The 15739-nt window shown below is 66.9% G+C and carries 15 protein-coding genes; 8 read left to right on the top strand and 7 right to left on the bottom strand.

The window, feature by feature from the left end; genetic code table 11:
* Positions 1–120 precede the first annotated feature (120 nt).
* The 5 genes from FHT19_RS11155 (at position 121) to FHT19_RS24615 (ending at position 4337) form a co-directional block, all read left to right on the top strand.
* On the top strand, positions 121–507 hold the full coding sequence (locus FHT19_RS11155; protein ID WP_168557523.1) for a helix-turn-helix domain-containing protein: 387 nt from the start codon (positions 121–123) through the stop codon (positions 505–507).
* Between the two features lie 90 nt (positions 508–597).
* Positions 598–1599, top strand: coding sequence for a magnesium chelatase ATPase subunit I (bchI, locus tag FHT19_RS11150; RefSeq protein WP_169475176.1), 1002 nt, complete (start codon positions 598–600; stop codon positions 1597–1599).
* Positions 1583–3343 (top strand): magnesium chelatase subunit D, encoded by a 1761-nt coding sequence (locus tag FHT19_RS11145; protein ID WP_348981779.1) that lies wholly within the window; start codon positions 1583–1585, stop codon positions 3341–3343. Before bchI ends, FHT19_RS11145 begins: the two co-directional genes overlap by 17 nt.
* On the top strand, positions 3340–4218 hold the full coding sequence (gene bchO / locus FHT19_RS11140) for an alpha/beta fold hydrolase BchO (protein WP_169475175.1): 879 nt from the start codon (positions 3340–3342) through the stop codon (positions 4216–4218). The genes FHT19_RS11145 and bchO overlap by 4 nt, the downstream gene beginning before the upstream one ends.
* On the top strand, positions 4215–4337 hold the full coding sequence (locus FHT19_RS24615) for a hypothetical protein (protein ID WP_282435895.1): 123 nt from the start codon (positions 4215–4217) through the stop codon (positions 4335–4337). The genes bchO and FHT19_RS24615 overlap by 4 nt, the downstream gene beginning before the upstream one ends.
* A 464-nt stretch (positions 4338–4801) precedes the next feature.
* Here FHT19_RS24615 and FHT19_RS11135 read toward each other — a convergent pair whose 3' ends face one another.
* From FHT19_RS11135 to FHT19_RS11110, 6 genes are all read right to left on the bottom strand, one after another.
* Entirely contained in the window at positions 4802–5080 is a 279-nt protein-coding gene (locus FHT19_RS11135; protein WP_169475174.1) for a hypothetical protein, read from the bottom strand.
* An 11-nt stretch (positions 5081–5091) separates the two neighbouring features.
* Positions 5092–5259, bottom strand: a complete 168-nt coding sequence (locus FHT19_RS11130; RefSeq protein WP_169475173.1) for a hypothetical protein — start codon at positions 5257–5259, stop codon at positions 5092–5094.
* A 10-nt stretch (positions 5260–5269) separates the two neighbouring features.
* The gene (locus FHT19_RS11125) at positions 5270–8380 is read right to left on the bottom strand and encodes an efflux RND transporter permease subunit (protein WP_169475172.1); all 3111 of its coding nucleotides are present in this window, start codon (positions 8378–8380) and stop codon (positions 5270–5272) included.
* Entirely contained in the window at positions 8377–9408 is a 1032-nt protein-coding gene (locus tag FHT19_RS11120) for an efflux RND transporter periplasmic adaptor subunit (RefSeq protein ID WP_211184896.1), read from the bottom strand. The genes FHT19_RS11125 and FHT19_RS11120 overlap by 4 nt, the downstream gene beginning before the upstream one ends.
* A 122-nt stretch (positions 9409–9530) precedes the next feature.
* The gene (locus FHT19_RS11115) at positions 9531–10145 is read right to left on the bottom strand and encodes a TetR/AcrR family transcriptional regulator (RefSeq protein WP_168553860.1); all 615 of its coding nucleotides are present in this window, start codon (positions 10143–10145) and stop codon (positions 9531–9533) included.
* Positions 10138–10314, bottom strand: coding sequence for a hypothetical protein (locus tag FHT19_RS11110; protein ID WP_169475051.1), 177 nt, complete (start codon positions 10312–10314; stop codon positions 10138–10140). Before FHT19_RS11110 ends, FHT19_RS11115 begins: the two co-directional genes overlap by 8 nt.
* On the opposite strand from FHT19_RS11110, the gene FHT19_RS11105 reads away from it, so the two are divergent.
* From FHT19_RS11105 to FHT19_RS11095, 3 genes are all read left to right on the top strand, one after another.
* Positions 10237–11748, top strand: a complete 1512-nt coding sequence (locus tag FHT19_RS11105) for an efflux transporter outer membrane subunit (RefSeq protein WP_211184897.1) — start codon at positions 10237–10239, stop codon at positions 11746–11748. The genes FHT19_RS11110 and FHT19_RS11105 overlap by 78 nt on opposite strands.
* Positions 11745–12203 (top strand): 3-hydroxyacyl-ACP dehydratase FabZ, encoded by a 459-nt coding sequence (fabZ, locus tag FHT19_RS11100; RefSeq protein WP_169475170.1) that lies wholly within the window; start codon positions 11745–11747, stop codon positions 12201–12203. The genes FHT19_RS11105 and fabZ overlap by 4 nt, the downstream gene beginning before the upstream one ends.
* A gap of 155 nt (positions 12204–12358) precedes the next feature.
* Positions 12359–14602: a GH32 C-terminal domain-containing protein gene (locus FHT19_RS11095; RefSeq protein ID WP_169475169.1), complete on the top strand. Its 2244-nt coding sequence runs from the start codon at positions 12359–12361 to the stop codon at positions 14600–14602.
* On the opposite strand, the gene FHT19_RS11090 is transcribed toward FHT19_RS11095, so the two are convergent.
* Positions 14584–15597: a LacI family DNA-binding transcriptional regulator gene (locus tag FHT19_RS11090; protein WP_169475168.1), complete on the bottom strand. Its 1014-nt coding sequence runs from the start codon at positions 15595–15597 to the stop codon at positions 14584–14586. The genes FHT19_RS11095 and FHT19_RS11090 overlap by 19 nt on opposite strands.
* Positions 15598–15739 lie beyond the last annotated feature (142 nt).

Below are 15739 nucleotides of genomic sequence, written 5' to 3'. Positions count from 1 at the left end.
ATGGTTCCTTGTCGGGCAAAAACGTATAGTTGGGATCAGGATGGCAAGGCGCCAAGAAGGCACCATTTGGTGACCACCCGCACCCAGCGGGCGCGGGGCCGAGGCGAAAGGAATGCAGGCGTGATACCGGGCAGCCCGGAAGAGGAATGGCGCGAGGACTGTGCCCCGCGCCGCATCCTGGAACTGTTTGCCACGAAGTGGACCAGCATGGTGCTGCACACGCTGCATGCCCGCCACGGTGGCACGGCGCGCAGTGCGGCCCTGCTGCGCAGCCTGCCGGGCATTTCCAAGAAGATGTTTGCCCAGACGGTGCGGGAAATGGAAGCAAGCGGCCTGATCGCGCGCACCGTGCGCGATGCGGTGAACCCCCCGGAAGTGGATTATGCGCTGACGGCGCTGGGCCGCCGCTTCGTGGAGCCGGTCGAAGCGCTCTATGGCTGGGCGCGCGACAATGGCGACGCACTGGATGCTTTGGCGCCGCGCATCCGCTCGCGGCGGCGCGCCTAGGGGCAATTCGCGCCAACCCGAGAAATCGGGCGGCTGGCCCATGCGATTTTTCTTGTCCTTACACACATTGATGTCCAATGTGTTGGACATATGGCGCGCTTCCCCTTCTCTGCGATCGTCGGCCAGGACGAAATGAAGCTCGCGCTGCTGATCGCGGCGGTCGATCCGTCGATCGGTGGGGTCATGGTGTTTGGCGATCGCGGCACGGGCAAATCTACCGCCGCGCGCGCCCTGGCAGCGCTGTTGCCGCCGATCCAGGTGGTGGAAGGCTGCCGGTTTGGCTGTGCGCCGGGCCATGCCGGCGCGTGTCCCGGCGCGTGCACCGGGGGCAAGGCGGTGAAACGGCCGGTGCCGTTCGTGGACTTGCCGCTGGGCGCGACCGAAGATCGCCTGCTTGGCGCACTCGATCTGGAACGCGCGCTGCGCACCGGGGAGCGCGTCTATGAACCGGGCCTGCTGGCGCGCGCCCATCGCGGTTTCCTGTACATCGACGAGATCAACCTGCTGGAAGACCACCTGGTCGACCTGCTGCTCGACGTGGCGGCATCGGGCGAGAACGTGGTGGAGCGCGAAGGCCTTTCGGTGCGCCACGCGGCGCGGTTCGTGCTGATCGGCAGTGGCAATCCCGAAGAAGGCGAATTGCGTCCGCAATTGCTGGACCGGTTCGGCCTGTCGGTGGACGTGCGCACGCCCAAGGCGATCGAGGACCGGGTGGAGATCATGCGCCGGTGCGCCGCGCACGATGCCGACTCGGCCGCGTTTGCAGCGCATTGGGCGCAAGAGGACGACAAGGTGCTGCAGCAGATCGCGCGGGGGCAGCGCAAGCTGGCCAGGATCGAGGTGCCCGATGCCCTGATGGCCGATGCCGCAGGCCTGTGCAGCGCGGTGGGGGTGGATGGCTTGCGCGGCGAACTGACGCTGATGCGCGCCTCGCGCGCCTATGCTGCGCTCAAGGGGGCCAAGGCGGTGCGCCGCGAGCATCTGGTGGCGGTGGCGCCGCTCGCCCTGCGCCACCGCCTGCGCCGCGATGTGCTGGACGAAAGCGGATCGAGCGCGCGGATCGAGCGCGCCCTGGTTGAGCATCTGGCATGACCCGGTATCGCTCATGAGTGGCGCGCTGGCGGATGCGCTGTTGGCAGCGCGCCTGCTGGCCCATTCGCCCGCGCCGCTCGGTGGCCTGTGCCTGCATGGCGGCGGCCCGGCGGCAGACCGGGTGCTGGCCGCGCTGGCGGCGCTGATGCCACCGGGCACGCCGTTTCGCCGCCTGCCCGGCCATATCGACGAACAGCGCCTGTGCGGCGGGACCGACATCGCGGCGAGCCTGGCGGCGGGCCGGCTGGTGCGGCAGCGCGGCTTGCTGGAAGAAGCGGCGGGCGGCGTTCTGGTGATGCCGATGGCGCAGCGGCTGCGCGCGGATGTGGCCGGGCGCGTCGCCCAGGCGATGGATGGGGCCGGGGATAGGGCCGGCGCCTTCGTGCTGGTGCTGCTGGATGATGGTGCGCCCGGGGATGAGCGGCCGCCATCTGTGCTGATGGAGCGGATTGCCTTTGATCTGTGCCTGGCCAAGGTGCGGCCGGCCGACCTGGCCATGCCGCTCCCTTTGCCATGGCCAGGGCGCGGCGAAGGCGCGGTGTTGCCGGCGCTTGACGATACCGCGCGGGGGGCGCTGGCGGCCACGGCAGATGCGCTGGGCATCGCGTCCATGCGCCCGCAGTTGCAGGCCTGCGCCGCGGCATGTGCCCATGCCGCCTTGATGGGCGCGGCGGTGGTGGGTCGCCCGGATGCAGAGATCGCGGCGCGGCTGGTGCTGTCGCCGCGCACCACGCAGGTGCCGCCCGAAGCCGGCGCCCCGCCGCCAGAGCCGCCGCCCGCGCCGCGCCCCGATGCGCGCGCCGAGGAACCGACGGCCGGCGACGCGGATGGCGAGAGCGCCACGTCCGACATTCCCGAAGCGCTGGTGGTGGAAGCCGCCCGCGCGGCGATTCCGCCCGACGTGCTCGATCGCATGGCCGCCGGCCTGGGGCGGCAGGCGCGCGGCAGCGGCGGTGGGGCCGGGCGGCGCATCCGTTCGGCCCGGCGCGGCCGGCCTTTGGCCGCGCGTCCCGGTACGCCGGGCGGCGGGGTGCGGCTGGCCCTGGTCGACACGCTGCGCGCGGCGATCCCGTGGCAGCCGCTGCGGCGCGACGATCCCGCGCCCGAAGGGGCGGGCCCGATCCGCTTTCGCCGCGATGACTTGCGCGTGCGCCGGTTTGAAGAACGCAGCATGACGGTGACGGTGTTCTGTGTGGATGCGTCCGGCTCCACCGCGATGTCGCGCCTGGCCGAGGCCAAGGGCGCGGCGGAGCTGATCCTGGCGCAGGCCTATGTCAAACGGTCGGACGTGGCGGTGGTGGCCTTTCGTGGCGAGGGGGCGGAACTGCTGCTGCCGCCGACCCGCTCGCTCACCCGCGCCAAGCGCGCGCTGGCGGCGCTGCCCGGCGGGGGCGGCACGCCGCTGGCCAGCGGCCTGGCCCTGGCGCGGCAGGTGGGCGATGCGGTGGGCGCGCGGGGGGCAACGCCGCTGCTGGTGTTCCTCACCGATGGCAGCGCCAACCTGGCCCTCGATGGCACGCGTGGCCGCGCGCGGGCGCAGGACGATGCCTTGTTCGCCGCGCGCGCGATCGCCACGGCGGGCCACGATGCGGTGGTGATCGACATTTCGGCGCGCCCCCGGCCCGAGGCGGCACGGCTGGCCGATGCCATGCGCGCGCGCTATCTGCCGCTGCCCTGCGCCGATGCGCGCGCGTTGCACGCCGCAGTGGCGGTGGCGGCGGCGGGGCCGGGGGCACGGGCATGAGCGGCGCGCCGCGCTGGGACGGGGAGGGGCGCTGCTGGCCGCACCGCGCGGCCAGCCGCTTCGTCGCCACGCCGGGGCTGGTCTGGCACGTGCAAGTGATGGGGGCCGGCCCGGTGGTCTTGCTGATCCATGGCACGGGCGCGGCCACGCATAGCTGGCGCGGCGTGATGCCCGTGCTGGCGCGTGATTTCACCGTGGTCGCGCCCGATCTGCCGGGCCATGGCTTCACCCGTGGGCGCCCGGCGGGTGGCCTCACGCTGCCGGCCATGGCGCGCGCGCTGGCCGATCTGCTGCGCGCTTTGGACCTGGCGGCCGCGTTGGTGGCGGGCCATTCCGCCGGAGCGGCGATTGCCCTGCAATGGGCGCAGGACGCGGGCGGCGCACTGCCGGTGATCGGCTTCAACCCCGCGCTGATGCCGTTTCCGGGGCTGGCAGCGCAGCTCTTTCCTTCGCTGGCGCGGATGCTGTTCGTCAACCCGCTGGTGCCGCGCCTGCTGGCGGGCATCGCGCGCCTGCCCGGAGAGCCGGAGCGCTTCCTCACGCGCGCCACGGGATCGACCATCGATGCGGGGGGCCTGGCCGCCTATCGCGCGCTGCTGGGCTGCCCGGCGCATTGCGCCGGGGCGATGGAAATGATGGCGAGCTGGGATCTGGACGCGCTGCGACGCCGCCTGCCGGCCATGGCCATGCCGGTGCACCTGGTCCACGCGCGGGCAGACGTGGCCGTGCCGCTCCACACCGTGGAAGCCGCCGCCGCCCTGCTGCCCCACGCGCGCCTCACCGTGCTGCCCCACCTGGGCCACCTCGCCCACGAAGAACGCCCCGACCTTGCTGCGCAGACCATCGCGGCGCAGCTACAGGAGAGCGTGGCATGACCGGCTGGATCGAAATCGTCTTCACCGCCGCCGTGGCGATTGGGTTTGGAGCGTATCAGCTGTGGTCGGTGAACCGGGAGATCCGGCGCGACCGGGACAGGCGGGATCGGGGGGAGTAGCGGGCTTGCGAGGAGGGGGTGAGGTCAATTGCGCGCCCTTTTCGCGCCCCCGCGTGGAACCGTTTTTGCAATCGGAGGCGCGGAGGATGGGGTTGGTGACGCTCTGATTACGACCAGAGCTGGTTGTTCAACTCAGCTCTGCTCGAAGTTTGTTGCTGCCGGAAGCTGCCAAAGGGACGCCGCGCACCGGTCTTTTCGCGAACGGCCCAATCCAAGCCCATGTTGCCCCATGTCTGGAAAGCTTGGTTCGAGATATAGGACGAATTTGTTCGACCATAGGACTGACCGACATCAGGTCATACCGAACAAACCAGGCGCAGCGCGGAACCAATGTCTGGTGCAGGAAACGAACGTAAAACCTCGTTGATTGGAACTTTGCCCGCCAGCTTCGTGATGGCCGGATTGGCTGCCTGCCCCCACTTGGCCGCGGTACCCGAAAGCGCAATGGCATGCATCGCGGATCGCTACTGCACGATGGCTTGGACGATCCTGGCTTGTATATCCGGATCTTGATCGTTGGGTTGACCGAGCGGGATCGAAAAACCGGTGTGCGCCAAGCCGACAATGCGCGCGACAATTGCCTCTTGGCTGTTGCTGGGCGGAGTTGCAATCCGCTTTGCATTTTTCGAACCGCTCGGGGCGTGCGAACCTCCAACAAGGGTTTTGATTGCGATTTGCTGCCGATCGAGCAACTGGAATGCTGCGTGATGGGCCATGTGTTGTGCGCCGAGCGAAAGCGCCATGATAACTCCAATCATTTTCTGAACTCCTGCGTGGCAAGGTGGCGTGTCTGGTCGGCCAGGGGATCGGCGGCCATCGCGCGGTCCAGCGTATCAAGCGCTTTCCAGATCTTGCGGCCGGTTCGGGCGAATCGATTGAACGGCGCTATGGCATTCTCCTGTGTCATGATCCTGGTGGACAAGGCTGTCTGCTTACGCGGCAGCAGGCTCGGTGTGCGGGTCGCGCCCCGGGGCAGTGATGCGGAACCACAGGGCGTAGAGCGCGGGCAGCACCAGCAGGGTGAGCACCGTGCCGCCCAGCGTGCCGCCGATCAGGGTGATCGCCATGGACCCCCAGAACACCGACTTGATCAGCGGCACGAAGGCGAGGACGGCGGCAAGGGCGGTCAGGATCACCGGCCTGGCGCGCTGGACGGTCGCTTCGACCACGGCATCGAATGGCGCTAGCCCAGCGCGATCGTTGTCATGGATCTGGCCGATCAGGATCAAGGTGTTGCGCATCAGAATGCCGGCAAGTGCGATAAGGCCCAGGATCGCGTTGAAGCCGAATGGCGTGCCGGTGAGCAGCAGCGTGGGCACCACGCCGATGAGCCCCAGCGGCGCGGTGAGCAGCACGATCCACATTGCCTTGAGATTGCGCACCTGGAGGATGATCACGATCATCATCAGCACGATCATCAAGGGGAAGATCGGTGCCAGGGCCGCATTGGCCTTGTTGGCTTCCTCGATCGAGCCGGCCATGTCGATGCGATAGCCTTCGGGCAGGTTCTGGATAATCGGTTGCAGCTTGGCGAGCATCGCCGTCGAAACGTCGGGCGGTTGCAGGCCATCGGCAATGTCGCCACGCACCGTGATCGTTGGCACGCGGTCGCGGCGGCGCAGGATGGGGTCTTCCATCCGCACTTCGACTTTGCCGATCTGGCTGACCGGCACGCGCTGCCCATTGGATCCGGTCAGTACGTAGTCACCGATCCGGGCGGGATCGAGCCGCTTGCCGCCTTCCGAGCGCGCCACCACGTCAACCGTGCGGATATCCTCGCGCACCTGGCTGATCGTGACGCCGGTGAGCAGGAACTGCAACTGCTCGCCAACATCGCTGGAGGTGAGGCCCAGCGCGCGCAGGCGATCCTGGTCTAGCACGATGTGCAGCGCCGGGCTGCGTTCGCCCCAATCGGTGTTGACGGTGCGCATCGCCGGATCGTTCTGCATCACCTTTTCGACGCGGGCAGCGATGTCACGCACCTTGGCAAGATCGGGGCCGTTCACGCGGAACGCTACCGGGAACGGCGAGGGCGGGCCGAACACGAGCTGCGTCGCACGCACGCGGGCGCTGGGCGCCAGGCCATTGGCCACCGCCTCGCGCAGGCGCAGCTTGAGCGCGTCGCGATCCGCTTCCTTCTCGGTCCGTACGATGATCTTGGCGAACGAGGGATCGGGCAGTTCGGGCGAGAGCGGAATATAGAAGCGCGGTGCGCCCTGTCCCACGTAGGTCGTCACGATGCGGGGCTCTCGCTGCGCGCGCAGCCAGCTTTCTACCTCGCGCGCGGCTTCGCTGGTGCGCTCGATCGCGGTGCCTTCGGGCATCTGCACTTCCACCAGCAGTTCCGGGCGGTCGGACGTGGGGAAGAACTGCTTCTTCACCGGCCCCATGCCCAACCCGGCGATGAGGAACGCACCCAGCGTTGCCAACGCCACCCATTTCTTGCGCAGCACAGCCCAGGAAATGACGGCGCGGACCTGGTTGTAGCGTGGGGTGCGATAGATCGCCTCGTGCCCGCCGGAGACCGGCTTGATCGCGGGCAGCAGCTTGACCCCCATGTACGGTGTGAAGATCACCGCGACGAACCACGACGCGATCAGCGCAAAGCCCACGACCCAGAAGATGTTGCCGGCGTATTCCCCCGCCGTGGACTTGGCAAAGCCCACCGGCATCAGGCCGATTACGGTAACCAGGGTGCCGGCCAGCATCGGCGCGGCGGTGTGGCTCCAAGCATAGGCGGAGGCGCGGATACGATCGTAGCCCTCCTCCATTTTTACCACCATCATCTCGATGGCGATGATCGCATCGTCGACCAGTAGGCCGAGGGCGAGGATCAGCGCACCCAGCGTGATGCGGTCGAACACCCGGTCTGTGGCCCACATGATCAGCAACACGACCGCCAGGGTGAGCGGCACGGCTGCCGCGACCACCACACCCACGCGCCAGCCCAGGCTGACCAGGCTGACGACCATCACGATCGCCAGGGCTTCCATGAAGGTGTGCATGAACTGGTCGACGGCTTCGCTGATATTGACCGATTGGTCGGTCACGGTGCTCAGCGTCATGCCCAGCGGCAGTTCGGTGCGGATCTTGGCGACTTCGGCGTTGAGCGCCTTGCCCAGGTCGAGGCCGTTCCAGCCTTGGCGCATCACCACACTGAGCATCAGGGTGGGCTCGCCTTCGCTGCGGATCAGGAACGAGGCCGGGTCTTCATAGCCCCGCTCGACTTTGGCGATTGCCGACAGCGGCAAGGTCTTGCCATTGGCCACGATGGGCAGGTCGCGGATCTTGGCGAGGTCGTCGAACGCGCCATCGAGCCGCACGAACATCTGCTGGCCCTTGGTTTCCACCGATCCGGCCGGCGTGACCAGGTTCTGGCGGTTGAGGGCATCGAACACCGCGCGCGCCGAAACGCCCAGTGTCGCCAGGCGATCCTGCGCGAATTCCACATAGATACGCTCAGGTCGTTCGCCGAGGATCTTGATCTTGTCGACGCCAGGAACGTGCAGAAGACGCTGCCGCAGCGTTTCGGCCTCGCGCGCCATGTCGCGCTGGGGTTCGCCCTTGGCCTTGAGAGCCAGGAGCGCAAAGCTCACGTCGCCGTATTCGTCGTCGACGAACGGCCCGACCACGCCACGCGGCAGCCGGGGGGCTTCGTCCAACATCTTCTTGCGCGCCTGGTAGAATTGCTCCGGCACGTCCTGCGGGGGGGTCTGGTCGCGCAGGGTCAACGTGGTGAAGGCCAGGCCCGGTCGAGTGAACGTCTCACTGCGATCGTACCAGCGCAATTCCTGCAGGCGCTTTTCCAGGGGCTCTGCCACCTGGTCCTGCATTTCGGCCGCGGTGGCGCCGGGCCAGGCGGTGACCACGGTCATGGTCTTGATCGTGAAGCCGGGATCTTCGGCACGGCCCAGTTTGAGAAAGGCGAACAGGCCGGCCACGATGATGGCCACCAGGAAGAACAGCGTGACCGATTGCTCGCGCACGGCCAGCGCCGAAAGGTTGAAGCGGCCGGAGCCGGCATCGGGGCTGGGCGCGCTCATCGTGCGGCCACCCGCACGGCCTGGCCCTGGCGCAGCAGGTGCGCCCCCATCGCCACGAAGCGGTCGCCGGGGTTGAGGCCGCTGGCGATGGTGGCGGTTTCTTCGCCAAGGCCGCTGACGACGACCGGGCGCCAGGAGACAGTGGTGCGCTGTCCCACGCCCACCACCCAGACTCCCGGCCCTTTGCCGACATCGCGGATCGCGCCGAGCGGAACCTGGATTGCCTTGGTATTGCCGGGACGAGCCAGATTGACCGTAACGGTCGAACCCAGCGGTGCGCGCGCGGCATCGCCCGACAGCACGTAGCGCGCCTCGAACGTGCGCGTCATCGGATCGGCGGCGTCAGAAAGCAGGCGCAAAGTGCCGATGCCGGCGGCACCGCCAAACGTCCGGGCCGGGGCCGTCGAGCCAATGGCTGGGCGCAGGGTTTCGGGCAGATGCACCAACGCCTCGCGCGGACCGGACCTGGCAATACGCACGACGATCTGCCCAGCGCCGACCACCTGCCCGGGCTCGGCCAGGGTTTCGACGACCGTGCCATCGGCATCGGCAACCAAAACACTATAGCCCGCTGCGTTGCCCGCGACGCGGGCCTGGGCCTGGGCGGCCGAGAGCTGCGCGCGCGCGGCGTCGGCGGCGGCCTTGGCCTGGTCATAGGCCGATGCCGATACGGCCCCCGCGCTGACCAGATCGCGCATTCGGCGTTCGTCGGCAGCGGTTTGCACCGCGCGGGCGCGCGCAGCGGCGACGGTTTCCAGTGTCGATTGCGTGTTGAGCGCAAGATCGGTGCGATCGATCCGCATCAGCGGTTGGCCCTTGTGCACCGTTTGCCCGGCATCGACGAGACGCTCGACGACTTTGCCGCCCACCCGGAAGCCAAGGTCGCTCTGGACGCGGGCGGCAATCACGCCGGTGAATTCCCGCCCATCCGCATCCTGTGGCCAGGCGGCCAAAACACGCACAAGCGGTGGCTCGGTGCGCGGGTCAGTCTCCTGCTGGTGGCAAGCAGCCAGGGGCAGGGACAGCATGAGGGCAGCGAACCCGATTTTGCTCGGCCGACTCGACACGGTGGACTCCTCCAGATTTCGAGGGTCCATTTGTTTTCATGTGACCAATCTGTCAATAGGTCACAACTTAAAACTTGGGGCAGTCAGAGCGAAAGGCTGCGCAGGATCAGGTTGGCAACCTCGGTCTGCGCATCGGGCAGCAAGTCCAGGTTGCGTTCGAGGTGGAGCGGATCGACAAACGGCATCATCGCGTAGAAGATCGCGCGACAAGTCTCGTCCAGCGGCGTCTTGCGTTCGAATTCGCCGCTCTCCCGCCCGAGCCGGACGATCTCCTCGATCATCTCGCGCAAGGTTGCCTTATAGGCCTGGGCAGAGCCCCATTGCTCCGCCGCGGAATGGGCGGTGATGTCGTAGATCTTGCGATCGTGAAAGAAAAGCGCGACGCTAAGCTGGGTCAGCGTCTTGAACATGCGGCGAAAACGTTCTGATGCGCTGCCACCTTCATCCACCGTTTGGCGTGTCTCCGCGGCGATCCGCTGCAATCTGCTGCTGCAGATCGCTTCACCGATCGCCTGTTTCGATTCAAAGAAGCGATAGATGTAGGCCTTGGAAAAGCCGATCTCGCGGGCAAGGTCGGCCACGGTGGTCTTGGCGTAGCCATAGCGTGCGAAGCATTCGTTCGCCGCTTCGACGATCTGGTCGCGCACGGCATGTTCGGCAGGGCCGCGGGTGTGGGTTTCGGGCGTAGCATCAGACATGGATATCAGCATAAGCCGGGCCGAGTAGATTGACAACGAGTGACCAAATAATATAATGGTCACTACTCAATTTTCGCGGCTCGAGGAAAAGATGCGGTTGCTCCCCTTGATCATCACTGCCGGTTGCGCGCCCTTGCTGCTTGCGGGCTGTGCCACTGAAGGCGGCCATGCCCCGTTAGCGCTAGCGCCCGCTCCGGCCCTGCCAACCGCATTCCAGGGCAGCGCGGCGGTAGAAGCGCGGCCGGTGGCGGCAGGCGCAGCGTCTGCGGATCTCATAGCCTGGTGGCACATGTTCAATGATCCCCTGCTCACCAGCCTGGTCGAACGGGGGCTGGCGCAGAATCTCGATCTGCAGCAGGCGGCCGCCCGCGTGAGCCAGGCGCGCGCCGCGCTCAAGGGCGCGAACGCCGCGATGCTGCCCTCGGGCCAGGCCAGCGGGCAGGGCGGAGAGGTCTACCAATCCCGCGAGACGCCGATCGGCCGCCTCGGCAGTGCCTTCCCGTCGTTCGAGCGATCGACCCAGACCTATGAACTCGACCTGGGAGCAAGCTGGGAAGTCGATGTCTTCGGCGGCCGTGACGCGGCGCGCGATGCGGCGAGGGCGGATTGGCAGGCCTCGCAAGCGGGTGCGGTGGCAGCGCGGCTGGCCGTGACCGCCCAGATTGCCGATACCTATGTCGGCATCCGCATGCTGCAGGCCCGGCTCGACGTGGCCAGAGCGCAGCTTGGCACCCAGCAACGCCTTACCGATCTGGTAGCGCTGCAATATCGCAAGGGCTTTGCGGCAGAGCTGCAATGGAAGCAGGCGGAAGGCGCGCTGGCGCAAGTGCGGGCATCGATCCCCGCGCTGCAGAACGAACTGGACATGACCCTCAATGCCCTGGATGTGCTGATCGGGGCGCAGCCGGGAACCACGCGGGCAGAGCTTGCCGCCAGCGCTCCCGTTCCCGCGCCGCCCGCGATTTCCACGGCGGGTGGGCCGGCGGCCATGTTGCGCCGCCGACCTGACATCATCGCGGCCGAGCGCACCCTCGCCGCGTCGAACGCGCGCATCCGGGTAGCGACGGCGGAATACTATCCCAAGTTCTCGCTGAGCGGCCTGCTCGGCACCGCGACAACCTCGGCCGGCAGCCTGCTCTCGGGCGGCGCGACCCAAGCCAGCGGCATTCTCGGGCTGCGCTGGCGCTTGTTCGATTTTGGCCGGGTCGATGCCGAAATCAAGGCCGCCAAGGGGCGCAATGTCGAAGCGCTGGCGGCCTATCGCCTCGCGGTGCTGCGCGCCTCGCAGGATGTCGAGGATGCCTTCTCCTCCCTCGTCCAGCAGGAAGCGCGGGTCCAGGCGCTGGGCGAGGGGGAAACCGCGCTGGCGCGTGCACGCGACGCGTCGCTGGCGGCCTACAAGGGCGGAATGGTCAGCCTGGTCGAAGTGCTCGACGCCGATCGCCGCTTGCTGGAAACCCGCGATGGCCTGGTCCAGGCGCGCGCTGCCACCGCGCGCGGCGCCATCGCCTCGTTCCGCGCGCTGGGTGGCGGCTGGGATGCTGCGGCAGGCAGTCCGGCGCTGGCCCTGGCCGACATGCCACGGCCTGCCGCCCGGCCATGAGTAGAGGGCCCAGCCTGATCGGCGCAGCAGCGCTCGCTGCCGCGCTGCCGCATCGGTATCCAATGCTGCTGGTCGACCGGGTTGAGACGCTCGTTCCAGGAGAGCGCATCGTGGCGATCAAGGGGGTGACACTGAACGAGGCGTTCTTTGCTGGCCTACTTCCTGGCAATCCTGTCATGCCAGGCGTGCTCGTGGTTGAAGCACTGGCCCAGGCGGCGGGAATCCTGGCGATGGAAACCTTCGGGTTGAGCGGGTCGCGCCGCCTAGTTTACTTCACCGCGATCGATCGGGCTACGTTTACCTGGCCGGTGTTGCCCGGCGCGTTGCTTGTTCTCGATGTCGTGTTGCGTCAGCGCCGAGCGAACATGGCCAAGTTTGGCGGACTGGCGCGCGTTGACGGATTTGCCATAGCCGAGGCGCAGTTCACCGCTATGATCGGACCGGCGCCGGCCTGAGGGTTTTATCCCCGCTCGCAAGATCACGAACAGCAATTTGTCGACGTCGACATTTTCCAATTGACGCTCTTGCCGGGCTCGGTCACATTTCGCGGGAAGCAAGGGCACAGCCCGCGCCAAGAACGACTGGAGAGACCGTGCCCCTGAATTCCTCCATGCATCGCGCCGTTCGGTTGGGTGTGCTCGCACTTTCCTGCTGGACGAGGCCTGCCTGCGCCGATGCGCCGAAGCCGATCGCTGACAAGCCCCTGGTCGCATGGTCGTTCGAAGCGTCTGACTCTGGCGGTCCGGCGTATCATACCCAGTTTCCCCAGCCGGATTTCGTTCCTGGCGTTGTCGGACAGGCCTGGCGCAGCGACGGCTTCTCGAGCTGGGCGTCGGGTGCTCTGGCGCTGGAGTCCGTGCGAGGCTTTACCGTCAGTACGTGGATTGCGCTGGAAAGTTATCCCTCGGGCTATGAGGCGCCAGTAGACCAGCTCGTTCCGGCATCGATCGTGCAACAAGCCACGCGGGACAGAGGCTTTGACATCTTCATCGATGCTTTTGGCCGTTGGGGCGCGCGCATCTCGACCGACGCTGGTGCGATACGCCTCCGGGCCAAGGGGCCGTTTCCGCTCAACGCATGGGTCCACCTCGCACTGACGTTCGATCCGCCTAGTGGGGAGGCATGCCTCTATCTGTCCGGGCAGCCGGTAGCCTGCCAGAAGCACCGGCCGACGACGTTTCGCGCTGCCGCGGTACCGTTCCAGATTGCCCACAGTTGGCAACAGGCACCGCTTGGCCTGTTCAACATCAATGGCCTCAACGCTGCCTATGACGAGGTGCGGGTCGATGCCGGGCGCTTGCCGCCAGTGGCCGTGGCGGCGGCGGCCGCGACTGTCAAGCCGCCTCCGGCCGTGCGATCGCTGATCGTCCCTGCCTCCCGCTTTGCCGGGGACTTGCAGCGTCCCACCTATCACGCCCTGCCGCCGGCCAACTGGACCAACGAGCCGCATGGGCTGGTCCGGCGTGGTGCGACCTGGCATATGTTTTATCAGCGCACGCCCAACGGGCCCTACAAGACCCTGATGACCTGGGGCCATATGCGCAGCGACGACCTCGTGCACTGGACTGATCTGCCATTGGCACTGCGCCCGGAACTGCAGACCGACGATTTCGGGTTCGACATGAAGGGCATCTGGTCGGGCGACGTGGTCATCGGCCCGGCCGGATTCGCATATGCGTTCTACACCAGCGTCAACCACAGCGCGGCCTTCTTCAACCCTGGCGTTTCGCTGGCCATCAGCGACGATCCGGGGCTTTTGCGCTGGACCAAAGTGGGGCCGTTGATCGACCGCACTGGCGCGCAGGACATGCGCGATCCATTCGTGTGGTTCGAAAACGGCGAGGCGCGGATGATCGTGGGGGCGGCGCTGGGCGGGTCAGGCGGGCTGGCCTACTACCGGTGCGACAACCTGGCGAGCCGGCGATGCTGGAAACGGCAGCCGCCGTTGGCGCCCTTTGCCGCCATGGACGTCGGCTCGCAGATCTGGGAAATGCCGGTCTTCGAGAAGATCGCGGCAGACCGCTATATCCTGGTGGCCAACCCGATCGGCGGCAAGGTCAGCAAATATGGCGAGCCGGCCACGCGCGCGGTCTATTGGATCGGGCGCTGGGACGGCACGCAGTTCATGCCAGATAACGTCGAGCCCAAGATGCTGGATGTGGTGCCGGGCCATCTCAGCCCGACCGTTTCGCGAACCGCCGATGGCACCCTGGTGGGTATCGGCATTGTCGACGAGCGGCGTACGCCCGAGGCGCAGCGCCAGGCCGGCTGGGCGCATACGTTCGGCTTGCCGCGCGCTTGGCGCCTACTTCCCGATGGCAGGACGTTGGGCCAGTCGCCATTGCCCGCCCTGGCGAGCCTGCGCAATGCGGACGGCGCGATCGTCGTCGGCGCAGCCGGTGTGGGGGAGCGACATCTGGGCGATCTGGGGCATGCGATCGAGCTCGACGTCCAGTTCGCCACGCCACCGGCCACCGGACAATATGGCGTGATTCTGGCTGCGTCTGCCGATGGGCAGGAAACCACGCGCCTCTATTACGACGCGGACAAGCACGAACTCGTCGTCGACAAGAGCCGTTCAACGTTGGCCGCCACCGGAGAAGGGCCGCAGGTCCTGCGCGGCGCCTTTGACGAGGTCGCGTTTGGCAAGCCACAGGATTTTCACGTTTATGTCGACCATTCCGTAGTCGATGTGTTCATCAACGATGCGGCGGCGCTGTCCTTCCGCATCTATCCGACCAGGGCGGACAGCACCGGGTTCGGCATTGTCTCGAGCATGGAAACGGCCGCGAACGCGAGGGCCTGGCGGCTTCGCCCGGCGCCGGTCGTGCTGGATCAGGTCGAGGCGCGCTGAACAAGCGGGCAGGGCAGCCGCTCCACCGTCGGCTGTTCGTCCGCCCCGGCCAGCAGCGCGAACAGGCGGTCTGCGGCGCGCACGCCGATCTGGTAGTAGGGCAGGGCAACCGTGGTGAGCGGCGGAACCACTTGTTCCGAGATCATGCGGAAATCGTCGAAACCGACAATCGCGATGTCGTTGGGGATCCCGAGGCCCAAGCTGGCTGCGGCAAACATGCATTGCATGGCGATTTCGTCGTTACCGGCGAGGATGATGGTGGGACGCGAGGCAGCCGGCGCGTCCAGCAGCTGGCGCGCCGCAGCATAGGCCTGCATCGTTTCGCTGCCGATGGCGCCGGATATGCCCGGCACGATCCATTCCTCGCGAATCGGCACGCCGGCTTCGGCCATGGCGCGGGCAAAACCTTCGCGACGCAGGCTCGACGCCAGGATCAGTGGGTTGAGCGTGACGAACGCAATGGAGGTGTGGCCCTTGTCGAGGGCATGGCGCGCGGCGGCATAGCCGCCGTCACGGTCGTCGGGAACCACCGCAGGAACGTTTGCGCGCGCTGCAAAGCAATTGACCAGAACCGCGGGAATGTTGTGCATGTTCGGGTCGAAGTCGATTTCATGGTGATACATGGTGGCGAACAGCACGCCATCGATGCGGTGCTCCTGGAATGTGCGCCAAACGCGCTTTTCTCCTTCGGCCGTGCCGGATGTGTTGGCGATCAGCAGGCTTTGGTTTGCCTGGGAGACCCGTTCCTGCACGCCGCGGATGATTTCCACGGAATTCGGCGTGGTCGACACCACGTCGGTGATCAGCCCGATAACCCCTGACCGGTTGGTGCGAACCATGCGCGCGGCCAGGTTGGGAATGTAGTTGAGACGGGCAATCGCTTCCTCGACCCGGGCGCGGGTCTTGCTGCTGATGTTGGGCTCGCCATTGACGACCCTCGACACCGTCCTGTCCGACACGCCAGCCAGCGCGGCCACGTCCTTGATCGTCTGCAAACTGTCACTCCCGCATTGCGAACCGCACCTTAGCGGCAAATCCCTGCGCCGCCATCACATTGTCGACGTCGACATTTTTAGATTGACGACGTCGACAATGTGATGCTCTATCCGCTTCACCATCGACTCGGATCAATAACGA

The organism is Novosphingobium sp. SG919, assembly GCF_012932495.1.
Lineage (GTDB): Bacteria > Pseudomonadota > Alphaproteobacteria > Sphingomonadales > Sphingomonadaceae > Novosphingobium > Novosphingobium rhizosphaerae.
Note: the sequence above shows the minus strand (reverse complement) of the source record. Positions and strands in the feature narration are given on the sequence as shown.